General features: G+C 71.6%; 21 protein-coding genes. 13 read left to right on the forward strand and 8 right to left on the reverse strand.

The annotated features are described in order from the left end of the window. Positions 1–65 precede the first annotated feature (65 nt). Complete coding sequence (locus tag ACEZDG_RS19860) at positions 66–2,786, reverse strand: helix-turn-helix transcriptional regulator (protein WP_380511326.1); 2,721 nt, start codon at positions 2,784–2,786, stop codon at positions 66–68. A 129-nt stretch (positions 2,787–2,915) separates the two neighbouring features. Between ACEZDG_RS19860 and ACEZDG_RS19865 the strand changes: the two genes are divergently transcribed. From ACEZDG_RS19865 to ACEZDG_RS19875, 3 genes are all read left to right on the forward strand, one after another. After that, entirely contained in the window at positions 2,916–3,941 is a 1,026-nt protein-coding gene (locus ACEZDG_RS19865) for a GNAT family N-acetyltransferase (RefSeq protein ID WP_380511329.1), read from the forward strand. Positions 3,942–3,954: 13 nt separating this feature from the next. Then, on the forward strand, positions 3,955–4,764 hold the full coding sequence (locus ACEZDG_RS19870) for an alpha/beta fold hydrolase (RefSeq protein ID WP_380511332.1): 810 nt from the start codon (positions 3,955–3,957) through the stop codon (positions 4,762–4,764). Between the two features lie 393 nt (positions 4,765–5,157). Continuing rightward, positions 5,158–6,552, forward strand: a complete 1,395-nt coding sequence (locus ACEZDG_RS19875; protein ID WP_380511335.1) for a glycoside hydrolase family 16 protein — start codon at positions 5,158–5,160, stop codon at positions 6,550–6,552. Between the two features lie 77 nt (positions 6,553–6,629). Here ACEZDG_RS19875 and ACEZDG_RS19880 read toward each other — a convergent pair whose 3' ends face one another. Next, positions 6,630–7,472 (reverse strand): SDR family oxidoreductase, encoded by an 843-nt coding sequence (locus tag ACEZDG_RS19880; RefSeq protein ID WP_380511338.1) that lies wholly within the window; start codon positions 7,470–7,472, stop codon positions 6,630–6,632. Between the two features lie 158 nt (positions 7,473–7,630). Between ACEZDG_RS19880 and ACEZDG_RS19885 the strand changes: the two genes are divergently transcribed. The 3 genes from ACEZDG_RS19885 to ACEZDG_RS19895 are packed head-to-tail and all read left to right on the forward strand — an operon-like array spanning position 7,631 to position 10,588. Next, the gene (locus tag ACEZDG_RS19885) at positions 7,631–8,500 is read left to right on the forward strand and encodes a helix-turn-helix transcriptional regulator (protein WP_380511341.1); all 870 of its coding nucleotides are present in this window, start codon (positions 7,631–7,633) and stop codon (positions 8,498–8,500) included. A 27-nt stretch (positions 8,501–8,527) separates the two neighbouring features. Continuing rightward, positions 8,528–9,220 carry a response regulator transcription factor gene (locus ACEZDG_RS19890; RefSeq protein WP_380511344.1) on the forward strand — a complete coding sequence of 231 codons (693 nt, stop codon included), beginning with the start codon at positions 8,528–8,530 and terminating at the stop codon, positions 9,218–9,220. 6 nt (positions 9,221–9,226) lie between these two features. Beyond that, positions 9,227–10,588, forward strand: a complete 1,362-nt coding sequence (locus ACEZDG_RS19895) for a sensor histidine kinase (protein ID WP_380511347.1) — start codon at positions 9,227–9,229, stop codon at positions 10,586–10,588. Between the two features lie 21 nt (positions 10,589–10,609). Here ACEZDG_RS19895 and ACEZDG_RS19900 read toward each other — a convergent pair whose 3' ends face one another. Together ACEZDG_RS19900 and ACEZDG_RS19905 are read right to left on the reverse strand one after the other, a co-directional pair. Further along, entirely contained in the window at positions 10,610–11,068 is a 459-nt protein-coding gene (locus tag ACEZDG_RS19900; RefSeq protein ID WP_380511350.1) for a hypothetical protein, read from the reverse strand. 91 nt (positions 11,069–11,159) lie between these two features. Beyond that, positions 11,160–13,082, reverse strand: coding sequence for a putative Ig domain-containing protein (locus tag ACEZDG_RS19905; RefSeq protein WP_380511353.1), 1,923 nt, complete (start codon positions 13,080–13,082; stop codon positions 11,160–11,162). A 675-nt stretch (positions 13,083–13,757) separates the two neighbouring features. Here ACEZDG_RS19905 and ACEZDG_RS19910 point away from each other — a divergent pair. The 4 genes from ACEZDG_RS19910 to ACEZDG_RS19925 all read left to right on the forward strand — a co-directional run bounded on the left by ACEZDG_RS19910 (position 13,758) and on the right by ACEZDG_RS19925 (position 15,979). Then, positions 13,758–14,030: an alpha/beta hydrolase fold domain-containing protein gene (locus tag ACEZDG_RS19910; protein ID WP_380511874.1), complete on the forward strand. Its 273-nt coding sequence runs from the start codon at positions 13,758–13,760 to the stop codon at positions 14,028–14,030. Further along, on the forward strand, positions 14,014–14,250 hold the full coding sequence (locus tag ACEZDG_RS19915) for a hypothetical protein (RefSeq protein ID WP_380511356.1): 237 nt from the start codon (positions 14,014–14,016) through the stop codon (positions 14,248–14,250). Before ACEZDG_RS19910 ends, ACEZDG_RS19915 begins: the two co-directional genes overlap by 17 nt. 229 nt (positions 14,251–14,479) lie before the next feature. After that, on the forward strand, positions 14,480–14,914 hold the full coding sequence (locus tag ACEZDG_RS19920; protein WP_380511359.1) for a hypothetical protein: 435 nt from the start codon (positions 14,480–14,482) through the stop codon (positions 14,912–14,914). Between the two features lie 240 nt (positions 14,915–15,154). Next, positions 15,155–15,979, forward strand: a complete 825-nt coding sequence (locus tag ACEZDG_RS19925) for a hypothetical protein (RefSeq protein WP_380511362.1) — start codon at positions 15,155–15,157, stop codon at positions 15,977–15,979. Between the two features lie 69 nt (positions 15,980–16,048). On the opposite strand, the gene ACEZDG_RS19930 is transcribed toward ACEZDG_RS19925, so the two are convergent. Continuing rightward, complete coding sequence (locus ACEZDG_RS19930; protein WP_380511365.1) at positions 16,049–16,423, reverse strand: ArsR/SmtB family transcription factor; 375 nt, start codon at positions 16,421–16,423, stop codon at positions 16,049–16,051. 93 nt (positions 16,424–16,516) lie between these two features. Between ACEZDG_RS19930 and ACEZDG_RS19935 the strand changes: the two genes are divergently transcribed. The 3 genes from ACEZDG_RS19935 to ACEZDG_RS19945 are packed head-to-tail and all read left to right on the forward strand — an operon-like array spanning position 16,517 to position 20,678. After that, positions 16,517–18,550 (forward strand): heavy metal translocating P-type ATPase, encoded by a 2,034-nt coding sequence (locus tag ACEZDG_RS19935; RefSeq protein WP_380511367.1) that lies wholly within the window; start codon positions 16,517–16,519, stop codon positions 18,548–18,550. Between the two features lie 54 nt (positions 18,551–18,604). Continuing rightward, positions 18,605–19,873, forward strand: a complete 1,269-nt coding sequence (locus tag ACEZDG_RS19940) for an APC family permease (protein ID WP_380511370.1) — start codon at positions 18,605–18,607, stop codon at positions 19,871–19,873. Between the two features lie 52 nt (positions 19,874–19,925). Continuing rightward, positions 19,926–20,678, forward strand: coding sequence for a phosphotransferase family protein (locus ACEZDG_RS19945; RefSeq protein ID WP_380511373.1), 753 nt, complete (start codon positions 19,926–19,928; stop codon positions 20,676–20,678). 40 nt (positions 20,679–20,718) lie between these two features. Here ACEZDG_RS19945 and ACEZDG_RS19950 read toward each other — a convergent pair whose 3' ends face one another. From ACEZDG_RS19950 to ACEZDG_RS19960, 3 genes are all read right to left on the reverse strand, one after another. Further along, complete coding sequence (locus tag ACEZDG_RS19950; RefSeq protein ID WP_380511376.1) at positions 20,719–21,693, reverse strand: aldo/keto reductase; 975 nt, start codon at positions 21,691–21,693, stop codon at positions 20,719–20,721. Next, on the reverse strand, positions 21,690–21,818 hold the full coding sequence (locus ACEZDG_RS19955; protein ID WP_380511379.1) for a hypothetical protein: 129 nt from the start codon (positions 21,816–21,818) through the stop codon (positions 21,690–21,692). Before ACEZDG_RS19955 ends, ACEZDG_RS19950 begins: the two co-directional genes overlap by 4 nt. Before the next feature lie 224 nt (positions 21,819–22,042). Continuing rightward, positions 22,043–23,737 (reverse strand): xylosidase, encoded by a 1,695-nt coding sequence (locus ACEZDG_RS19960; protein ID WP_380511382.1) that lies wholly within the window; start codon positions 23,735–23,737, stop codon positions 22,043–22,045. Positions 23,738–23,885: the final 148 nt, after the last annotated feature.

A 23,885-nucleotide genomic window follows, 5' to 3' on the forward strand; every position in this document is an offset into this window, starting at 1 on the left:
GGCGGCGGAGGCTACCGGCGAGTATCAAACCACGATTTCCCCGGATCGAGGAGAGGCGGACACGCCTAGAGATCCGCCGGAGCGTCGTCGCGAAGGAGGACCTGGGGGAGTTCGGTGCGGGAGCTGATGCCGAGTTTGGGGAAGGCGCGGTAGAGGTGGTGACCGACGGTCCTGGGGCTCAGGAAGAGCTGGGCGGCGATCTCACGGTTGGTGGCGCCGGTGGCCGCCAGCCGTACGACCTCCCGCTCCTGCGGACTGAGCCGACCGAACCGGGTGTTGGTGGGGCTGTCGAGGTCGGCAGCCCCACCGCAGGCCTGGAGTTCGGTGCGGGCCCTGGCCGCCCACGGCAGGGCGCCGAGCTCCTCGAAGGTTTCCAGTGCGCCGTGAAGCTGGTGGCGGGCGTCGGTTCGACGCCTTTCACGACGCAGCCATTCCCCGTACAGCAGCTCGGTGCGAGCCCGTTCGAAGGGTTGGGCCGAGCTCCTGCCGTGCAGGCGCAGCGCGGTGGTGAAGTGCTGCTCGGTGGCGTCGTCCGGGGCGGTCATGGCCTGGCAGCGCCGGGCGAGTGCGACGGCGGCGGGGCGGCCCGTGGCCTGCGCCCATGCCGTCAGCGCCAGCACCGGCCCCGACGCCCGGTCCGGCTGACCCGCGCGGATCGCGGCCTCCACGAGATCGGGCAGGAGGAAGGCCGACAGTACGGGGTGCTCCACTCGGGCTCTCGCGGCCTCCAGGTGTTCAAGAGCGCTCTCCGCCTGGCCGAGGCCGAGGTCGAGCAGGCCGAGAGCCCGGTGCGCGTGCGCGCCGGCCTGCTCGATCCCATGGGCGTCGGCATGGCGCAGGGCCACGCCGCTCAGGCCGGTGCACCGGTCCCGCTCCCCGCGGAGGGCGGCGTGTGCGGCCAGGGTTCCGCGCAGGTACGTCGCCCGGTGGTTGCGGCCGAACCGCTCGGCGAGGGCGAGCCCCTCCGCGGCGGTGCTGCCGGCCTCTTCGTGCAGCCCCAGGTACATCTGGGCCTCGGCGAGGAGGTGCAGCGAGGTGGGGAGCCAGCCGACCACGTCATGGTCCCGGCAGTCGCGTACGCAAGCGGCGGCGACCTGGAGAGCGGTGTGGTGGTCCGCGATCAGCCGGTGGTAGGTCCCGGCCAGGATCCGCTCGGCGAACCCTGCGTCCTGGGCCGGTGTCAGCCCGGTCGGGTACCCGGTGTCGCTGCCGCCGGGGTCCGCCATCGCCCTCGCGATCGAGTGCTCCGACGAGGCGGGGATCCGAGCCGCGACCTCGGTCATCAGCGAGCGGTCGCCCGACGACTGCGCCGTCGCCACCGCCTCGGCCAGCACCGGAGCCAGGTCGGCGGAGGAGCCGAGCCGGTCCGCGCATGCGAGCAGAATACGAGTGGCCTGGTGCGGCGTCCCGCGGTCCAGCTCCACGATGGCGCGGACCCGGGCGAAGTCGGCGAGCATCGCCGGATCCAGGGCGAGCGCGTTGATCCGGTCGGTGAGGGCCGCTGTGCGGTGGAACTGCCCGGCCTCGGCCGAGGTGAAGGCCGCGGAGGCAAGCAGTTTGGCGCGTCTGGCCGGGACCGTGGTGAGCTGCGCGGCGCGTTCGTACGCGGCCGAGGCGGAGGCGGTCCCCTGTCGGCCTCCGGCCCGCTGCGCGACGCCCACCATGGCGTCGGCGACGTCCTCGTCGGTTCCGGTCGTGGCGGCGGCCAGGTGCCAGGCCCGGCGGTCGGCCTGCTGCTCGCCGGCCATCGTGTCGCCCCAGGCGTCGGCCAACGCCCGATGGGCCGCGAGACGACGGGCCAGGGGCGTGTCCTGGTAGGTGACCGATCTGATGAGGGGGTGGCGGAAGGACAGGGTGTTGTCGGCCAGCAGGACGAGCCTGGCGCGCTCCGCCGGTTCCAGGTCCTCCAGAGTGGCGCCGAACCGGGTCGACGCCCGCAGAACCAGGTCGAGGTCACCGGAGTCGTCAGCGGCGGCCACCAGCAGCATCGATCGGGTGGCGTCGGGGAGGCGCCGGAGCTGCTCCTGGAAGGTCTCCTGGATGCGGCTTGTGGGCGACGCCGGCCCGGCGGGGAGGGTGACCGGGTTCACCCGGCCGGCTCGCTGCTCGACCGTGAGCGCCGCGGGAAGTTCCAGCAGCGCCAGCGGATTGCCCTGCGCCTGCTCGACGATCTGGTCCCGCGCGTTCGGTGACAGGTCGGCGACGTGGCCGGTGAGGAGAGCGTCGGCGGACGCGGAGTCGAGGCCCTGCAGTCGCAGGCGCGGCAGACCGGTGATCTGTCCGCCCGGAACGCTGTCGCGGAGGGCGAACAGCATCACCACGCCCTCACCGCGGAGCCGGCGGGCGGCGAACGTCAGGGCGTCCAGCGACGCCTGGTCCAGCCACTGCGCGTCGTCGATCAGACACAGCAGCGAGCCGCCGTCCGCGGCCTGCGACAAGCTGCTGAGCACCGCCACCCCCAGGGCGAGCCGGTCCCGCACCACCGCGCCGGACAGCCCGAACGCGGCTTTCAGGGCGGCGGCCTGTGGCTCGGGCAACCGGTCCACGCGGTCGGCGACAGGGGTCAGTAGCGCATGCAGACCCCCGAAAGCCAGCTCCATCTCCGTCTCGATGCCCACGGTCCGCAGCACGCGCCCCGGTGACGCGGCGTCGGCGGCGTACCCCAGCAGCGCCGTCTTGCCGATTCCGGCCTCACCGTGGATCACCAGCGCACTGCTCACGCCCTCCCGGGCACGCGAAAGCAGCTGGTGTATCCGGTCCTGCTCGGCCGCCCGCCCGTACAGCATGGAGCCAACCTACCCAACGCTCCCGCGCGCCCGAGCATCGCGTTACGTCATGCCGACCGATGCGCCGGATCATCGCGCCCTCCTAGGTTCGGACACGTCGTCACCCCGCTCGACTTCGGGAGTACCGCCTTGAGTGAACAGGTTCACCTCACGCCGCTCCATCGCATTTCGGTCACCCACGCCGCCGCGTGGCATCAGGTCCTGGCCGCCTCGATGACCCACGACCTGCCCGGAGTGCCGCTTCCCGGGCCGGGGAAGATCCATGCCCAGCTCACCAAGCCCACCCTGGACAGTCATCGGCTGACCTGGATGGCCACCGATCCGGGCGGCAGCCCGGTGGGAGTCGCCGGCCTGCGGCTGTTCACCTCGCCGGGGAGGGATCATCTGGCCGAACTGGAACTCCACGTCGAACCCGAACACCGGCGCCGGGGGACCGGCTCACGCCTGCTGTCGACCGTGGTGGCGGCCTGCCGCACCGAGAAGCGGCGCAGCCTGGTGGTCGAAGTCCCGGGCGACAGCCCGGGCGAGGCCTTCTGCGAGCGGTGGGGCTTCCGGCGGGCCCTGACGCTGGACCACCTGATCCTGCGCCTCGACCGGACGGACGGGGCCACCATCGCCGAGACCAACGACGCCGAGACCAACGACGCCGAGCACCTCGGCTACCGGCTGACCGGCTGGACCGGCACGGTGCCAAACGAACTCGCGGACGCCTTCGCGACGGCCAAGAACGCGATGAACGACATGCCCGTCGGAGACCTGGACTACGGCAGCGTGGACTGGGACGCCGAGCGGGTCCGGACCATGGCCCAGGTGATCGCCCATCGTGGCGACACCCTGCTGACCGTCGCCGCCGTCCACGACGACGGCACCATGGCCGGCTACACCGAGATCCTGCTCCCCCAGGGCACGCCGCCACGGGCCCAGCAGTACGACACCGCGGTCGTGCCCGCGCACCGGGGCCGAGGTCTCGGACTGTGGATCAAGGCGGCGATGGTGCGTCGGCTGCGGGCCGAGCACCCCCAGGTCGTCGAGATCGAGACCGACAACGCCGAGGACAACAGCCACATGCTCGCGGTCAATCTCGCACTGGGCTTCCGCTCGTACCGACGCACGCACGAGTTCCAACTCGACCTGACCGCAACCCGTCCCATCTGACCAGGAGGAACACATGACGAAGAACAGCACGTCCTCGACCGCCACGGCCTGGACCGGCATGGTGCCGGTCGAGGACACCGCCCTGGCCGTCACCGACACCGGCGGCCCCGGCATCCCCGTGGTCTACCTCAACGGCCAGTTCGCCACCCAGGGCTACTGGCGACGCGTCATCGCCGAACTCGGAACGGACTACCGGCACATCACCTACGACGAACGGGCCCGCGGCCGGAAGTCCAAGCGCTCCGCGGACTACTCCTTCGAGGCTGCCGTCCGCGACGTCGACGCCGTCCTCGCGGCCCGGGGCGTGGACCGGGTGCTGGTGGCCGGCTGGTCCTACGGGGCGTTCGTCGCGGCCCACTGGGCCGCCCGCAACCCCGACCGCACCCTGGGCACGGTCCTGGTCGAAGGCGCACAACCGCACGACTGGCTCGACGACGCCATGGAACTGAGGATCCGCAAGACCTTCCGACGACTGGGCCTGCTCATGCCGCTGCTGCGCCCCACCGGCCTGACCCCGCGGCTGAACGCCGAACAGATGGCCGACAGCAACATCGAACTCGGCAGACTCGCCCGCGCCGCCAACCTGGCCCCCGTGCTGGACGCCATCACCGTCCCGACCCGGTACGTCGTCGCCTCGGGCAACTCGCTGGGCAGCAAGGGCGACGAGCAGGAACAGATCCGCGCCAGCCTGGACGGCGTGGTGCTCCGCAACCCCCACATCAGGATCAGCGCCAAGGTCGCCAGCAACCACGACGCGATCCTCAAGAAGGACGCCCCGGCGGTTGCCAAGGCCGTACGCGAAGTGACCGCCCTCCCGAACTGACCGTCAGGCCCGGCGGCCGGCAGCCGGTGCGGGGTCCTTGGTCCGGGGGAGTTGCCGCCAATGCGTTCAAGAAGTGAAGCTGGTAAGGGTTATTGACGCATGGGCGAGGCTGCGCTGACACTCCTAGAGACAGGCGGCCCCTGAGTCCTTCGATTGAAAGCGCTCCCAAAGAACTATTCAAAGGTAGCGGAAGGACGAACGGCCCCTCTCCGTCCAGGGCATGTGCTTGCGGCCGGCCGTGCCCTGCTGCCTTCCTTCAGTAAGTGAAGTTACTGAGAGGACTCGTCACCATGCGCAGAACCACCCTTCAACGCGCACCTCCACGAAGCGGTATCCGTCGGCGAGTCAAAACTGCGGTCCCCCCTCACTCCACCCAGAGAGGCTCCCACACCCATGAACACTCTCAGATCGATCAGATCCTGGCCGGTTCGCCAGCACCGCAGGCGAGCCGCGATCGCCGCCTCCGCGGTGCTCTCGCTGGTGGCCGGGCTGCTGGTGCTGGTCACCGGGGCGAACCCGGCGGCAGCGGCGGTACCCGCGCCACCCTCCGGCTGGACCACGGTCTTCAGCGACGACTTCAACGGGGCGTCCGGCACGGGCCTGAACACGTCCAACTGGCTCTACGACACCGGGACTTCCTACAGCTACCCAGGTTCGGCCGCCAACTGGGGCACCGGAGAGGTCGAGACGGCGACCAACTCCACCGCCAACGTCTACCAGGACGGCTCGGGCCACCTGGTGATCAAGCCGATCAGGGACGCTGCGGGGCACTGGACCTCGGGTCGCATCGAGACCCAGCGCACCGACTTCCAGGCCCCGGCCGGTGGTGAACTGGAGTTGAGCGCCTCCCTCCAGCAGCCGAACCCGGCGAGCGGTCTTGGCTACTGGCCGGCGTTCTGGGCCATGGGCGCGGCTGCCCGTCCGGTCGGCGCGACCAACTGGCCGAGCATCGGCGAGATCGACATCATGGAGGACGTCAACGCGCTGAGCCAGCACTCGACCACCTTCCACTGCGGTGTCTGGGCGGGCGAGTGCCACGACCCGGACGGGATCAGCAGCGGGTTGCAGTCGTGCCCGGGCTGCCAGACCGCGTACCACACGTACTCGGTGATCATCGACCGCACCAACACGGCTGCTGAGCAGTTGCGGTTCTACCTGGACAACACCCTCACCTACACCGTCAACGAGAACCAGGTATCGGTCGGCACCTGGCAGGCAGCCGTGGACCACGGCTTCTTCGCCATCTTCGACCTGGCCATCGCCGGCTCCTACCCCAACAAGGTCTGTGCCTGCACCACCACCGGAGCCGGGATCACCTCCGGGGCGGGCATGAGCGTGGACTGGTTCGCCGTGTACCAGAAGGCGGCGGGCAGCGGTTCCACCACGGGCGGGACGACCACCACGGGCGGAACCACGACCGGTGGCACGACCGGTGGCACGACCACGGGTGGGACCACCGGCGGGACCACGACCGGCGGGACCACCACGGGTGGGAGCACGACCGGCGGTTCGGGCGGGACCACGGCTGACGGCACCGCCGCCGCTGTCCAACTCAACGCCACCCAGGCCCAGATCACCTTCAAGCCGACCACCCCGGCCGCCTACGTGGACGTCCACTACCTGGTCAACAACGCCAACCAGCAGAACTTCCGGATGACCAACAACGCCGGCACCTGGACCCAGACCGTGAGCGGTCTCAGCGCCGGCAACGTCATCACCTACTGGTTCACCTACGAGAAGAACGGGCCCCAGTACGATTCCCCGCACTACACCTACACGCAGAGCTAGACCCGCCCCTGGCAGGGAGCACGGCTGCGGGCGCCGCCGCACGGCGACCGCCCGCAGCCGACACAACAGCCGACCGGCTACGCGTCGGCCGGGAAGTCGGTCGAGGTCGCGAGGTCCTGCTGCGCCTCCAGGGCGGCCAGGCGGTCGGCGAGTGACGTGCGGATGATGCCGAAGGAGTCCGTGCCCAGCGCGATCCGCAGCGGTGCCGGGCTCTGCTCGGCGCTGGCGATGATGACCGCGGCCATCTTGGCCGGGTCGCCGGGCGGCAGCGCCCGACCGTTCTCGATCATGCCGCGGACTGCGGCGACCGGGGTGTCGGCGTAGGCGTCGAGGGCCGGGCCCAGCTGGGCGGAGCCGTAGCGGAACCGGGTGCGGGCCCCGCCGGGCTCGATGATCGTCACCCCGATGCCGAAGCCGGCGACCTCGCGTGCGACGGCCTCGGTGAAGCCCTCGATGGCCCACTTGGTGGCGTGGTACATCGAGGCGCCCGGGAACGCGGCCTGGCCGCCGAAGGTGGAGATCTGGATGATCCGGGCCCCCTGCTGGGCGCGCAGGTGCGGCAGCGCCGCGCGGGTGACCTGGATGGAGCCGGTCAGATTGGTCGCGATGATGTGGTCGATCTGCGCGTCGGTGAGCTCCTCGGCGGCGCCGAACAGGCCGTAGCCGGCGTTGTTGACCACCACGTCGATGCTGCCGAGCTCGGCGAACGCCCGGCCGACGACGGCCTTGATCTCCGCGACGTCGGTCAGGTCCAGATGGGCGACCCAGAACTGGTCGCCGTACTTCTCCTTCAGGTCCGCGACGGCGTCCGGCTTGCGCACGGTGCCCGCGACGCGGTCGCCGCGCCGCAGCAGCTGCTCGGTCATCTCGCGGCCGAAGCCGCTGTTGACACCAGTGATGAACCAGGTACGCACAGTCATGGGAATCTCCTCTTCCTGGTGGACCGGGCGGCCTTTCGCCGCCCTGAGAACCACCCTGCAAGGAGTCTTCGCCGCAAGCGTGCGGTTAGCGATTGCCCTGCTGAGACCCTCCCCAGCAGGGACACCCAGTCGCGGGGAATCGCCCTTACCGTGGATCCATGAGCGGAAACCAGATCGGGGACTACCTCCGTGCCAGGCGTGACCAGGTCCGCCCGGAGCAGGTCGGTCTGCGCGACAACGGGCGCCGCCGCGTGCCCGGTCTGCGCCGTGACGAGCTCGCGATGCTCGCGGGCATCAGCACCGAGTACTACACCCGGCTCGAACAGGGCCGGGACCAGAACCCGTCCCCCCAGGTCCTGGACGCCGTGGCACGGGCCCTGCGCCTGGACGACGACGCCCGCACCCACCTGTACCAGCTCGCCGCGCCGGCGCCCGCGAGGCGGCGCGCGCCGCGTACCCCGGAACGGGTGCGTCCCAGCCTGCTGCAGCTGATCGACTCCTGGCAGGCGACACCCGCCTATGTGCAGGGCCCCCACCTGGACATCCTGGCCTCCAACGCCATCGCCCGGGCGCTCTCGCCGGTCTACACCCCCGGCACGAACCTGCTGCGAGCGACGTTCCTGGACCCCGCCATGCACGCGCTCATGCCGGACTGGGAGACGAAGGTGGAGACCCTCATCGCGGGCCTGCGCTCCACGGTGGGACCCGAGGTCGAGGACCCGCGGCTGATGGAACTGGTCGGCGAACTCGCCGTCAAGAGCCCCGCGTTCACCCGGATCTGGTCCCGGCACGACGTCCGCCCGCTGGCGGGCGGCGGCACCCACCACATGCACCACCCCGCCGTCGGCGACCTCGAACTCGACTATGACAAATTCGCCGTCAACGGCTCCGAAGGGCTCACCCTCGTCATCTACCACGCGGAACCAGGCAGCAGCACCGAACAGTCGCTGGCCCTGCTCTCCGCCCTGGCCGCCGACATCACACCCGACCAGCCACCCCGGAACCGGCACCGTTCCACCAGGAACTGACGGTCAGACACCCCCTAGGCTGGGCGGATGGACGAGTCGGGCTCAGACGCGGGCGCGGGGATCGTGCGGGTGCTGGTGGTCGAGGACGATCCCGGGATCGCCCGGTCGCTGGTCCGCGGGCTGGAGCGGGCCGGCTACGCGGCGCGGTGCGTCGATTCCGGCCGGGCCGCGCTGGTGACCGAACCGCTGCCGGACGTGGTGCTGCTGGACCTGGGGCTGCTGGACCTGGACGGGGTGGAGGTCTGCCGCCTGCTGCGGCGCCGCTCGGACCTGGCGATCATCGTGGTGACGGCGCGCGGCGAGGAGGGCGACCGGGTGTCCGCGCTCGACGGGGGCGCGGACGACTACCTGGTCAAACCGTTCGGCCTGTCCGAACTGCTGGCCCGGATCCGGGCGGTACTGCGCCGCACCCGCCCGACCGTGCCGGAGCTGCTGCGGCACGGTCCGCTGGCCGTCGATCCGCGAACCCGCAAGGTGACCGTCGCCGACCAGGAGGTCCTGCTGACCGCCAAGGAGTTCGACATCCTGGAGTGCCTGGCCGTCGACCCGGGGCGGGTGGTGACCCGTCAGGAGATCCTGAAGCGGGCCTGGGACGCGGACTGGTACGGCCCCAGCAAGGTCCTGGACGTCCACATGGCGGCGCTGCGCCGCAAGCTCGGCGTCCCGGGGATGGTCGAGACGGTCTACGGCCGGGGCTTCCGCCTCGGCGAGCCGGACTGAGCGCCGATGACCCGCCGCATCGCGCTGACGGTGCTGGCTCTGGTCACGGTACTGCTGCTGCTGGCCATGGTGCCGCTGGGCTGGCTGCTGACGGAGCGCGAGCAGACCTCCTACCGCAGCACCGCGCAGGCCGACACGCGCGCGATCTCCGCGGCGGCGGAGGAGCATCTCTCCGACCACAAGTCCGACGCCCTGACACTGCGACTCCTCGCCCAGGCCCAGCAGCGGGGCGACTGCGCGGCGGTCTACGGCGCGCACGGCGCGGTGCTCGCCCGTACCTCGTGCGCCGGCGCCACGACGGGGACCGCCGGGGCACTGGTCACCGCCACCCTCGCCGACCAGATGTCGCGCACCGAGGACGCCCAGGGCCGTCTGACGGTGGCCGAGCCGATCGGGGACACCGAGGACGCGGTCGGCGTCGCGGTGCTGGCCCGCTCACTGGATCCGCTGCACGACCGGATCTGGGCCGTCTGGGGCTGGTTGGCGCTGATCGCCGTCGCGGGCCTGGTCGCCGGGACCCTGGTCTCGGTCCGGCTGGCCCGCTGGGTGGGCCGTCCGCTGCACGCGGTGGACCAGGTCGCCCAGCGGTTGGGCGAAGGTGCCCTCGAGGTGAGGGCCGAGACGGGCAGCGGGCCGCCGGAGGTGCGTCGGCTGGCGGCGACCTTCAATACCATGGCGGCCCGCAACGAGGCCTTGGTCCACGGCCACCGCACCGTCATCGCCGATGTGTCGCACCAGTTGCGGACCCCGCTGGCGGCGCTCCGGCTCCGGCTGGACCTGCTGGCCGGAGACGTCGACGGCGACGCGGCACTGGAACTGACGGGAGCCCAGGAGGAGATCGCCCGGCTGTCACGCCTGGTGGACGGACTGCTCGCGGTGGCCCGCGCGGAGAGCGCGGTGCCCCTGCCCCGGCCGGTCCGGGTCGACGAGGTGGTCGCGGAACGGGTGGCGGCCTGGGAACCGGTGGCGGACGAGCGGCAGGTGGCCCTGACCGCGCACTGCCCCGACGGGTTGAGCACGATGCTCGGCGAGGGCGACCTGGAGCAGGTGCTCGACAATCTGATCGCCAACGCCCTGGAGGCGGTTCCGGCCGGGGGCCGGGTCCGGATCGAGGGGACCTCGGGACCGGGCTCGCTGGGGCGGCGTACGATCCGGCTGCGGGTGGTCGACGGGGGTCCGGGGATGACCCCGCGGGCCAGGGAGGCCGCGTTCCGCCGCTTCGGCAACCCGGAGGCCCGGGGATCCGGGCTGGGGCTGGCCATCGTGCACCGCCTGGTCACCGCCAACGGCGGCACGGCACGGCTGGAGGACACCCCGGGCGGCGGCCTGACCGTGCTGCTGGAACTGCCCGCGGCGGGCCGGGACTGAGCCGCCCGGGGAGCGTCGTGGTCATGGCGCGGTGACCACGACCGTGACCCGGAAGGTCCGCTCCGCGGGCCGGCAGGCCATGGCCTCGCCGCAACTGGTCCGCGCCGAGCTCAGGGTGACCCGGCCGCCGCGGAGCGCCAGGAAGCGGCTGACGACGGTGCCGCAGCCGGCGCCCGGCCGGCAGCCCGGGCCGACAGCGGCGGCCGAGGACGTCGCCCCGCCCAGCGGCTGCAGCAGCGCCGGCGCCGAGCTTCGCGGTGGCGCCCAGTAGGTGCTGTGCAGGGTGAGCAGGACGGTGGTGCCGCGGGGGACGGAGACGGTGGAGCCTGCGGCGTGCTCGTCCAGCGAGGCGGTCCGGCCGCCGGAGCCGCTCGGCGGGGAGGCCGGGGCTCCCGGCCCCGCGCCGGTGCTGCCCGACGCGCAACCGGCGAGCGTCACCAGGGTGAGGAGCAGGCCTGCTGCGCTACGCCACGGGATCATGGTCGCCCTTCCTGTCGGTTCTCCGATGGGACAGGCTGTGCCCCGGAAGGGGTTCCCTCCCGGGGCACAACCTGGGCTCACTGCCGTGCGGTCAGGAGACGTTGACCGCGGTGTCGTCGATGACGAAGCTGGTCTGCAGGCTGCTGTCCTCGGTGCCAGTGAACGTCAGCGTCACGGTCTTCCCCACGTAGGAGGAGAGGTTGACGGTGCGCAGGGTGTAGCCGGTGGCCTTGTTGAGGTTGGAGTAGGTCGCCAGCGTGGTGGCGGTGCCACCGCTGGTGCCGGTGACCTTGAGGGTGTCGTACGCCGTGGTGGTCGTGGTCTCCGCGGTGTCGATGTGGAGGTAGTAGGTCAGCGTGGCGCTGGTGCAGCCGGCCGGGATGGTGACCGACTGGGACAGGGTGTCGGTGTGGGTGGTGCCGTAGCCGTTCAGCCAGGCCTTCCAGCTGCCGGAGTGGGCGGCCTCACCGCTGCTGTTGTCGACGACGCCCGAGCTGGCCGTCCAGGGCGAGGCGCTGCCGGTCTCGAAGCCGGGGTTGCCGAGCAGCTGGGAGGCCGTGCAGCCGCCACCGCCGGCGGTGGAGACGGTCCAGCTGAAGGAAGCGGACCCGCTCGCGTTGGTGCCGTCCTTGGCGGTGACGGTGACCGAGGAGGTGCCGGTGGCGGTCGGGGTGCCCGAGATCAGGCCGGTGGAGGAGTTGATGGACAGTCCGGCGGGCAGCCCGCTGGCGCTGTAGGTCAGGGTCTGGCCGGAGCCCGAGTCGGTGGCGTGGATCTGCAGCGAGACCGCGGTGTTGACGGTGCTGCTCTGGCTGCCGGGATTGGTCACGGTGACCGTGTTGCCGGTGCTGCCGCCGCCGACGATCGGGTGCGAGATGGCGCAGGCGTTGGTGTCGTTGGACCAACTGGCCTGCTCGGCGAAGGTGCCGGTGCCCATGGTGACGTTGGCGGCGCCGCCCGCGGTGCCGGGGTTGAGCCAGGCGCACTCGTCGGAGTTCTCCTGGCCGTTGTACGAGCTGCCGGTGTTGTTGGTCCAGCCCCCGGCCGGGTTCTGGTCCGACATCATCTCGTGCCACTCATGGCCGAGGGTCATGGTCCAACCGTCGAGCGTTCCGGGCGAGTTGATGAAGCCCACGCCGCAGCCGGCGCCCGAGTCCATGTTGTACGGCTGGTTGCTGAACGCGATGTCGCCGTAGTTGGACGTCACCGCGCCGCCGGTCAGGGTGCTGTCGCCGTTGTAGTCGTGCCAGGCGCAGTACTGGCCCTGGTAACTGTCCGGGTTGGTGCCGTGCGGCGACAGGATCACGTAGTAGGCGTTGCGGTTCGCGGCGGCGGTGGTGTTGCCGAAGTGGGCGGCCGCGTTGACGGCCTCCACGCCGAGCTGGTGTCCGCTCGCGGCGCTGGGCGAGGCGCCCGCGTTGTCGTACCAGACCCCGGCGAGCACTCCGCCGGTCTGGTACGGGACGAAGCTGGCGTTCGAGGGGCAACTCGTCGCGCCGACGGACACGTTGGGGCCGTCGCACCACTGGGTCAGGTCGGCGGACCAGAGTTCGTTGCCGGTGCCGATGCCCTTGAACATCTCCTGGGCCACGGGCGCGGCGCCCTTGGCGTCACCGGAGAAGGTCGCGTCGCCACTGGAGTTGGTGCTCTGGGTGCCCCACTGGTTTCCGTAGAACACCAGGTAGACCTTGGAGTGCCCGTCCTCGACGCCGATGCCGTCGATGCCGCCGCCGTAGGACAGCGTCTCCGGGCCGGTGGCGACGTTGGGCGTGACCTGGTTCGCCGCCCAGGACTTCATCTTGCTGTTCTGCTGGAGGGTCGGCACCACGCCGTGCCGGTAGGCGTGCTGGTACGCCGGGCTGTACGGGTTGGCGACGGAACTGCCGTGCGCGGACGACGGAGCCGGTGCGGCGGCCACCGCCTGGGGTGCCGTGGCGGTGAGTGCCGCCGCCGCGAGCGCGACGCCTAGGAGTCCGGTCAGGACCGCTCGGCGCGGGGTGTGGGGTGTCCCCATGGTTGAGGGTTCCTCTCATGCTGATGGCGTGTCTGCCGGTGGGCGACACGGGATCACGTGCATGGAACGGGAGGTGCGGGTGACGCCGGCTGCCTTCGCGGGCACCCCGGGCCACGACAGCCCTGCGGACTCCTCCGCATACGCACCGACCTTGTCGAAATCCCCCCTTGTACGAGGCAGGGATTCGCCTCGCAGAGATTTCGACATGACCGGAGGCGGGCGGGGCCTGCGTTGTCCGCAGAGCTGTCGTGGAGTATCTGACCGGAAGGCCGGTGGAAGGTTCCCAGGTGACACCACCTCAAGTGGTGTATGGGCTGCCGCGCAGAAGCAAAGCAGAGTTGTTGGGAACGGGTCAATACCCAGGCTGCGGTGCTAATGCAAGGTCAATTACTAAGAACTCACTAAGATTGCAGATGAAGGCCCGTCAGTACCCCATAAAATAAAGACAAGCCACGCACAGGATCCGAGCCGAGCGGTCTCCTCCCCCGCGCGAGCAGCGGCACCGTCGGCCGGCAGCGCCAGCATTCAGGCCGCGGCCACCGGGGCGGCGGCGAGCGCCCACCCGGCCCGTCCGGTGCGGGTCGGCAACTGCTGCTCCAACTCGGCCCGAAGGACCGCGTCGCTGTGCCCACCCTCGGCATCCCCCGCGAGGACGGCACCGTGCTCGACGTGGTCATGTTCCACCCCGGGGTCCACCCCGGCGACGCCGAGCGGGCCCGCCCGGCGCTGCTGTACTTCCATGCCGGCGGCCAGGTCCTGGGTAGCGCCCACGACGCCGTCGGCCACCCCTGCGCCGCGCGTATGGCCCTGGAGTTGGACGCCGTGCTGGCCGTGGTCGACTACCGCCTCGCCCCCGAGACCCAGGCCCCGGGCGCGGCCGCTCGACGACCGCAACGAGACGCCGTCCAGCCACGAGATCACCGACCTGGGCGTGTGCGACCGCCGTGAATGCCTCTACGCCTGGCAAGCGGTCCTCGGCGACCGCGCAGGCACCGACGACGTCCACCCCTACTGCGCCCCCGCCCGCGCCACCGACCTGTCCGGCCTGCCCGAACACCTCTACGCCCACGCCTTCCACGCCTGGGACGTTCTGGCCCGCCAGTCCGCACTCGCCAAGACCTTCGAACACACCTGGCACGACTACCTGCGCCGCCACCTGCACAGCTAGGTTCGCCGTCGTGCCGACAGTTATGCGCGCGCTCCGGTGCCCGTGGACATCACGGGATCACCGGCCTCGCTCCGCGGCGGCCTCAACCAGATCTGACTGCAAGGTCAACGCCTTCCACCCGCACGCTGACCCGCCGTCACTCGGGCAGTGCCCCGGGCGGGATCCGGTGGCTGCTACGGTCGATGGGCGACTGCAAGCAGTACCGGGGCGAGGACGGGGACCAACGGCGGTGGACGGCACGCGTAGGCACACGGGCCCGGCCCGCCTGCTTGCCGTGCTCGCGGTCCTGGTCGGCATGTTCCTCATGCACGGCGCCCCCATCACCGCGATGGGCGACTGCCACGACGCGATGTCCCTGACCCTGCCAGGCGCGCATCCGATGGCCGCCGCCGCGCCCGTCGCCGCACGGCCTGCCGCGCAGGCGCAGCGGCCAGGCGGCACGGTGACCGGTTCACAGGGCACCAGTTGCGTGTCCACAGCGACCCGCGACCACCTCACGCGCCCGGCAGCCCCCGCCCCCCTGCTGGCGTTCGCGGTCCTGGCCGGGCTGAGTGTGCTGATCGGGACCGGTCGCTTCGGCGCCGGACCCGCCGCCCGGCGCCGAGGCCCGCCGCCGACCGGCGGTCGACAGCTACTTCTCCAGGTGTGCATCGCCCGGACCTGACAGGACCCACCGGACCCCTCGCTCGACGCGAGGGGTGCCGGGGCTGGTCCCGCACTGTCCGTGCGCCGCGTTCCGGCGCCCACCTGAGAGAGCACACCCATGTCTTCATTCCTGCTGCCCCTTTCCCGTCGGCGAGCGGGGGCCGCGGCCCTGGCAGCGTCCGCCGTGGCCCTGACCCTGACCCTGGCCGCTTGCAGCTCCGGTTCCGGGGGCGGTTCGGCCATGCCCGGGATGTCCGGGATGCCCGTCGGTGCCATGCCGTCCACGTCCACGTCCACGTCCATGTCCGCGTCCGCGTCGGTCCCGGCGTCCGCGATGCCCAGCATGGACGGTATGGGGGCGATGACGTCGGGCGACGGGCTCTCCGCGACCCGCAACGGCTACACCCTCAGCTCCGCCACCACCAGGCTGCCCGCCGCGAAGGCGTTCGGCTACCGGTTCACGATCGTCGGCCCGGACCGCAGGCCGATCACCGGCTTCGCCGTCGACCAGACCAAGAGGCTGCACTTCTACGCGATCCGATCCGACCTGACCGGGTTTCAGCACGTTCACCCCACCATGGCCGCCGACGGGACCTGGACCGCACCCCTGGCCGCCCTCAGCGCCGGGACCTGGCGGCTGGTCGCCACCTTCACCCCCGACTCCGGTTCCGGCAAGGACACCGACTTCGTCCTCAGCCGCACGGTGACCGTTCCCGGCAAGGCGGTGGACACGGCCCTGCCGGCGGCGTCGACCCGTACCACCGTCGACGGCTACACCGTCACCCTGACCGGTGACCTGACGGCAGGCATGGTCCACCCGTTGACCGTCACCGTCGCCAGGGGCGGCACACCGGTCACCGACCTCCAGCCCTATCTGGACAGCTATGCCCATCTGACCGCCTTCCACCAGGGCGACGGTGCCTTCGCGCACCTGCATCCCACCGCCACGGTGACCGCCGGCCACGGCGGTCCGACCCTGTCCTTCCACGCCGAGCTGACCAGGCCCGGCGACTGGCGGCTGTTCCTCCAGTTCCAGACCGCGGGAACGCTGCACACCGCCGCCGTCACCGTGCACGTGAGCTGACACGGGGCGGTCCGGGGCGCCGCCCCAGCGATGGCGCCCCGCACCGCGGCCGGCGCTGACCGGGCCGGCTCACTCGCGCGGGGCGACGTCCTCGGTGTCGGGCAGGCCGAGTCTCAGGTGTTCGACGTGGTAGACGGCCTGGTCCAGGAGTTCGGCGACGTGGTTGTCGTACAGGGCGTAGACCATCGAGCGCCCGTGCCGCTCGGCGACGACCAGGCCGAGGTTCTTCAGCAGGCGCAGTTGGTGTGAGCAGGCGGAGCGCTCCAGGCCTGCGGCCGCGGCCAGGTCGCTGGCCGCGCACGGTCCTTCGACCAGGCGGGCGAGGATCAGCAGTCGGGACGGGGTGGCCAGGGCCTGGAGCATGGTGGCCACACTCGCGCTGCCGACGTGGTCCAGGCGTTCACGCGCGCTGGCTCGCGCTCTCTCCTCGACTCCGTGTCCCATAGCCGCATCCTACCGATGATGCGTGAATAGATGTTCAATCATTCCGCTATGGTGGACCGGTCTCCCCGTCCTGCCCGTGCGAAGGAACCACCGATGTCCACGACCCTGACCCGGCGGCCCGCACCGGTCGCGCCCCGCCGTGGCTCGCAGGCTTCCGGACGGCGCACCAAGGTGTTCGCGCTGGCCGAGGCCCGCTGGGCGGCCGTGGCCGCACTGGCGTTCCTGATCGCGCTGCCGCTGCAGCTGACCGGCGTGAGCGCCTGGCTCTGGGCGCCGCTGTACGCGGTCGCCTACGTGACCGGCGGCTGGGAGCCCGGTTGGGCCGGGGTGCAGGCGTTGCGGGCGAAGACCCTGGACGTGGACCTGCTGATGATCGTCGCCGCGATCGGCGCGGCGTCGATCGGACAGGTCATGGACGGCGCGCTGCTGATCGTCATCTTCGCCACCTCCGGCGCGCTGGAGGCCCTGGCCACCGCCCGCACCCAGGACTCGGTCCGGGGCCTGCTGGACCTGGCCCCCAGCACCGCCACCCGGCTGCTGGACGACGGCAGCGAGGAGCTGGTGGCCACCGGGGCCCTGACCGTGGGCCACATCGTCCTGGTACGGCCCGGTGAGCGGGTGGGCGCTGACGGCCGGGTCCTGGACGGTGCCAGCGAGGTGGACCAGGCCACCATCACCGGAGAACCGTTGCCGGTCGTCAAGGAGGCGGGCGACGAGGTCTTCGCCGGCACCTTGAACGGCACCGGCGCGCTGCGGGTCGCGGTCGAACGCGACGCCTCCGACTCGGTCATCGCCCGGATCGTCAGGATGGTCGAGGAGGCGAGCGGGACCAAGGCTCCCACCCAGCTGTTCATCGAGAAGGTCGAACAGCGCTACTCGGTGGGCATGGTCGTCGCCACCCTCGCGGTCTTCCTGGTCCCCCTGGCCTTCGGCGCGCAGCTGACCGGCTCGCTGCTGCGCGCGATGACCTTCATGATCGTGGCCTCGCCCTGTGCGGTGGTCCTGGCGACCATGCCGCCGCTGCTGTCCGCCATCGCCACCGCGGGGCGTCACGGCGTGCTGGTCAAGTCCGCCGTGGTGATGGAGCAGTTGGGCCAGGTCGACGCGGTCGCGCTGGACAAGACCGGCACCCTGACCGAGGGCGTTCCCCGCGTCACCGGTATCCGCCCCCTGGCCGGCAGCGGCCTGAGCGAGAATCAACTGCTGGCCCTGGCGGCATCCGCCGAGCATTCCAGCGAGCACCCGCTGGCGCGGGCCGTGGTGGACGCGGCCCGCGAACGTGCGCTGCGGATCCCGGGCGCCGAGGACTTCAGCTCCACTCCCGGTATCGGGGTCACCGCCACCGTCGAGGGCGCCGCGGTCGCCGTCGGCGCACCGGCCCGGCTCATCAACGGCGCCACCGACACGCTGTCCGCCGCGGCCACCGCTGTCGCCGAGGAACTGGAGCGCGGCGGCCGTACCGCGGTCCTGGTCGCGCGGGACGGCGTCCCGGTCGGCATCCTGGGCATCGCCGACCGGCTTCGCCCGGACGCCGCTGCGACGGTCGCCGCGTTGAAGGCGCTGACCGGTACCGGCCCGGTGCTGGTCACCGGCGACAACCCGCGTCCCGCCGCCCGCCTGGCCGCCGAGGTCGGCATCACCGGCGACGACGTCCACGCCGGCCTGCTGCCGCAGGAGAAGGTCGAGGCCGTGCGCCGCCTCGAGCGGGCCGGGGCCAAGGTGCTGGTCATCGGCGACGGTGTCAACGACGCCCCCGCGCTGGCCGCCGCGCACACCGGCATCGCCATGGGCCGGGCCGGCTCCGACCTCGCCCTGGAGACCGCCGACGCGGTCATCGTGCGCGACGAACTGGCCACCGTCCCCGCGGTGGTCGCCCTGTCCCGACGTGCCCGCAGGCTGGTGGTCCAGAACCTGGTCATCGCCTCGGTGTTCATCTCCGGGCTGGTCGTCTGGGACCTGGCCGGACATCTCCCGCTGCCCCTGGGCGTCCTGGGCCACGAGGGCTCCACCGTGATCGTGGGCCTCAACGGCCTGCGACTGCTGCGCGACGCCGCTTGGCAGCGGGCCGCCAACCCTTCGGCTCGGTTTCACCTCGCGGACCGCCCGCTCGGGGCCCGGTTCCGATAGCGTGCGCCGACACAGGGGCACGGTGTGGTCGCGGTTCTGGGCTTGGAGTGGGTCATGGGTACGTCGGCTGCGTCCGCGGGCACGGGGGAGCTGAAGCGGCACCTGGGCGTGTTCGACGCGGTGGTGATCGGCCTGGGATCGATGATCGGCGCGGGGGTTTTCGCCGCGCTCGCTCCGGCCGCCGCGGTGGCCGGGTCCGGACTGCTGCTGGGCCTGGCGCTGGCCGCGGTCGTCGCCTACTGCAACGCCACCTCCTCCGCCCGGCTGGCCGCCCGCTACCCGCAGTCCGGGGGCACGTATGTCTACGGCCGTGAGCGGCTCGGGGACTTCTGGGGGTACCTGGCCGGCTGGGCGTTCGTGGTCGGCAAGACCGCCTCCTGCGCGGCGATGGCACTGACCGTCGGCTCCTACGTGTGGCCCGGCCAGGCCCACGCGGTGGCGGTGGCGGCGGTGGTGGCGCTGACCGCGGTGAACTACGTGGGCGTGCGGAAGGCGGCGTGGCTGACCCGGGGGATCGTGGCGGTCGTCCTGGCGGTGCTGGCCGCCGTGGTCACCGCCTGCCTAACCGCAGGAGGGGCCGAGGCCGCGCATCTGGACGTGGGGGCGGACGCCACGTTCGGCGGCGTGCTGCGAGCGGCCGGGATGCTGTTCTTCGCCTTCGCCGGCTACGCGCGGATCGCCACCCTCGGTGAGGAGGTCCGCGACCCGCAGCGCACCATCCCGCGCGCGATCCCGGCCGCGCTGGGCATCACCCTGGTCGTGTACGCGGCTGTGGCCCTCGCGGTCCTGGCCGTGCTCGGCCCGGACCGTCTTGCCCACAGCACGGCGCCGCTGGCCGATGCCGTCCGGGCGGCCGGCGTCCCGGGCCTGGTGCCGGTGGTGCGGGTCGGAGCGGCGGTCGCGGCACTCGGCTCGCTCCTGGCACTGATCCTCGGCGTCTCGCGCACCACCCTGGCCATGGCCCGGGACCGGCACCTGCCGCAGGCGCTGGCCGCCGTCCACCCCCGCTTCCACGTACCGCACCGGGCCGAACTGGTGATCGGCGCGGTGGTCGCCGTCCTCGCTGCCACCACGGATGTACGCGGCGCGATCGGCTTCTCCTCCTTCGGGGTGCTCGCCTACTACGCCGTGGCCAACGCCTCCGCCTGGACGCTGACCCCGGCCGAGGGCCGCCCCGCCAGGGCCGTGCCGATCGTCGGCACCCTCGGCTGCCTGGTCCTGGCCTTCGCCCTGCCTGCGGGCTCGGTGCTGTGGGGAGCCGGGGTGGTCACGCTCGGCGCCGCCCTCTACGGCCTGCGCAGGGTAGCGGAACGCCGCAGCTGAGGGTTTCGGGTTCCCCGGGTTTCCTCGGGGTTCCCCGGGATACTGGTCGTCCATGGATGAGGTCGAAGTTGTCGTCGCCCATTCCGAGCGGGCGACCCTGCGCGTCGGGGACGTGTTCCTGAAGGTGGACGCCGATCAGGGGCGCATCGACGTGGAGGTCGAGGCGATGGCGCTGGCGCCGGTCCCGACCCCGGAAGTGCTGTGGCGCAAGCCGCCGGTGCTCGCCATCGCCGCGGTCCCGGGGAGGACGCTCGGCCGCCTCGGCGGGCCCTCGACCGGGTCGTCGGCGGGGTGGGCCGCGGCGGGGGCCGCCATCCGGAAGCTGCACGACACCCCGCCGCCGCCCTGGCCGGGCCAGGCCGGCCGGAGCGTCGGCGCGCTGACGGCGGAACTCGACGCGGAGTGCGCGTTGCTGGTGGCAGGCGGCCTTCTGCCCGCCGAGCTGGTCGCCCGCAACCGCCGGGTCGCCGAGGCCGCGCTCCGGCCGTGGACCCCGGCGTTCACGCACGGCGACCTGCAGATCGCGCACGTGTTCGTCGACGGCGACGAGGTCACCGGCATCATCGACTGGTCCGAGGCGGGCCAGGGCGACGCCCTGTTCGACCTCGCCACGTTCACCCTCGGACACGAGGAGCACCTCGGTGACGTCGTCACCGGCTACGGCACCGACGTCGACCTCGACCTCGACGTGATCCGCGCGTGGTGGTCGTTGCGAAGCCTGCTGGTGGTTCGCTGGCTGCTGGAGCACGGCTTCGACCCGTTCGCACCGGGCTGCGAGGTCGACGTGCTGAGGTCCCGGATGTGAGGCCGCGCCCGCCCGGCCGGTGCCGGTCGTCAACGCTTCATCAACGCTCCATCAGCTTCATCTGGGCCGGGTTGTGGGTGTCTCCGGCGGCTGCGGGCAGGGCGCTGAGCCGGGCCAGCTGCTCCTCGGTGAGCTGGAGGGAGTCGGCGGCGGTGTTCTCCTCGACGCGGGCGACCCGGCGGGTGCCGGGGATGGGCGCGATGTCCTGGCCCTGGGCCAGCAGCCACGCCAGGGCGACCTGTCCGGGGGTGGCGCCGATCTCGGCGGCGATGGCGGCGACCCGGTCGGCCAGGTCCAGGTTGTGCTGGAAGTTCTCGCCGGAGAAGCGGGGGTTGTCGTTGCGGAAGTCGTCCGCGGCGAACTGCTCGGGGGAGCGGATCGCGCCGGTCAGGAAGCCGCGGCCGAGCGGGGAGAACGGCACGAAGCCGATGTTCAGCTCGCGCAGCACCGGCAGCACGCGGGCCTCGGGATCGCGGGTGAACAGCGAGTACTCGGACTGCACGGCGGTGACCGGGTGCACGGCGTGGGCGCGGGCGATGGTGTCGGGCCCGGCCTCGGACAGGCCGATGTGCCGGATCTTTCCCTCGGCCACCAGCTCGGCCAGCGCTCCGACGGTCTCCTCGATCGGCGTGCCGGGGTCCACCCGGTGCTGGTAGTACAGGTCGATGTAGTCGGTGCCCAGACGGGTGAGCGAGCCCTCGACGGCGGCGCGGACGCTCGCGGGGCTGCTGTCCGGCCCGCTCTCACGACCGGAGTGCGAGATCAGACCGAACTTGGTGGCCAGCACCACTTGGTCCCGGCGGCCCTTCAGTGCGCGGCCCACCAACTCCTCGTTGGTGTAAGGGCCGTAGACCTCGGCGGTGTCGATCAGGGTGACGCCCAGCTCGATGGCGCGGTGGATGGTGCGCACGGACTGCTCGTCGTCGGTGCCGAAGCCGGTGTAACCGTGGGACATGCCCATGGCTCCCAGACCGATGCGGGAGACGTCCAGGTCACGCAGACGAATGTGCTTCATGAGGTGTCCTCTTCCAGGGCTTCGCGGTCGTTCATCAGACGGTAGCCCTCGGCGACTTCCTCCAGGGCCACAGTGTGGTCGAACACGCGGCCGGGACGGCTGCTGCCGTCCAGGATGTGCGGCATGAGGCCGCACGCCCCGCCCCGCAACCGCCGACCCCCCCAGCCGCAACCGCCGCCTCCAGCCGCACCCCACAACCTCTACCGCGACTGGGACACCCAGATCCGCGGCTGTGTCGCTCGCCTGCGTGGCCTTCCACCACCCCCGGGCCGGCGAGATCACCCTCGACTTCCAGGGCGTGCAGCTCGAAGGCACCCCGGGCACAACAGAGTTGTGCCCGGGGCCGCGCTCACACGGTGGCCTGGTCGAACTGTTCCCAGGTGCCGATGCTGGTGCGGTTGGCGATCAGCGGGCTGGCGCCCGCGTTGTCGGCAGTGACGTACTTGCCGTTGACCTGGGCGAGCAGACTGACCGTCCCGTTGGAGTTGGTGACCAGTTTGAAGGTCTCCCAGGCGCCGACCGCGGCGCGGTTGGCGATCAGCGGGCTTGCGCCGGCGTTCTCCGCGGTGACGTACTGGCCGTTGATCCTGGCGCGCAGCGCGATGTTGCCGTTGCCGGCGTCGACCACGTCGAACTGCTCCCAGGGGCCGACGGCGGTGCGGTTGGCGATCAGCGAGGCGGCGCCGGCGTTCTCGGCGGTCACGTAGTCGTTGTCGGCCCTGGAGCGCAGTGAGATCGTCCTGAGGGCGGGAGCTGTGCTGGCGACGACCGGCTGGGTGGGGCGGGTGGCGGTCAGCGCGATCTGGCCCTTGAGCATCCGGCCGCCGTCGCCGGTCAGGCGCAGGTAGTAGTCGGCGGAGCAGGCGGTGCCGTCCTCGTCGAGAGTGAGGAAGCCGGAGTTGGTCGGTGACCAGGCCTGGGTCTCGGCGGTCTTGGCGATCTGGTTGCCCTCGCCGTACTCGTCGAACATCGAGATGTAGATGCCCTGGGCGCCGACCCGGACCATGTTGTAGAACTGCCGCCACATGAAGTCGCCGTGGGCGCGCTGGCGCCCGGAGAGGTCGCCGGGCAGCACGCAGGGCTGGTAGTCGATCCCGTTGGCGTTGCAGTCGGCCTGGTCGGGCACGTTGATGTTCTGGTACACCGAGTCGGAGTCAGCCGCGTTGCCGATCGCGCCGACCATCCACGGGGAGAGCATGTTGAAGGCGTGGTAGACCCCGCTGAAGCCGGCGCGGGAGCCGTTCACCCCGGTGCGCCATTCGCGCGGGACTCCGCCGATGACGTAGCAGCCCTGGCTCTTGAACCAGTTGACGACGTCCAGGCAGGTCGCGGCGTCCCAGGGGTGGTTGTTGTCGTTGAAGCCGAAGCCCCAGATGCACACCACCGGCTTGCCGTTCTGCATCGCGTACGCGCTGGAGGCGGTGTGGGCCTTCATTTTGTTGGTCCAGTCCGCCTTCATCTCGGACTGCATGTTCGTCCAGCCGGTGGCGTCGTACATGATGTAGAACTTGCGCCCGTGGGACTCCGCCGAACTGCGGACCTTGGTGGCCATGCCGTCGCGGGTCGGGCCCTCGCCGCCGGTGGGGTTGAACCGCTGCAGGGCCGCGGTGTCGATGTTGTTCTGCTGCATCCACAGGAAGTGGGTGTCCACGGTCTGCTGGTCGTAGGAGGAGAACAGCGTCGCCGGCTGGCCGTTGCCCAGCGCGGCGTACCCGCTCTGGTACGTCTTGGCGTACTCCCGGTTGTCCGGCCAGCACTTGAGGTTGGTGTTCGAGGGGGACGGCGCCTTGCTCTGGTCGGCGCTCCAGTGCCACCAGGCGTTGATGGGGGAGCCGTCACCGGGCGCGGCGAACCAGCCCTGGTAGCCCACCGTGATCTTGCCGACGACGTCCCCGGCCGGGCTCGCCGCGGTCGCGGCCGTGGTGCTCGCGGTAGCGGCCTTGGCGATGCCGAACGCACCGGCCGCGGCGGCGGCGGAACCGCCGAGCGCGGTGGTGAGGACCCGGCGACGGGACCAGATCTGCCTGCGGTGATTCACTGACATGGCGTGGTTCTCCGTGTTTCGAACGGGCGGGCGATCACTGGCTGTAGCGGTGGAAGGGATTCAACGTCCGCGGATGACGGTGGGTCAAGCGGCTCCCCGCGAATGTGGGATACCGCTCCATCTGCCTGATTTCTGTTATGAGCGGCGG

This window comes from Streptacidiphilus alkalitolerans, assembly GCF_042511045.1.
Classification (GTDB): Bacteria; Actinomycetota; Actinomycetes; order Streptomycetales; family Streptomycetaceae; genus Streptacidiphilus; species Streptacidiphilus alkalitolerans.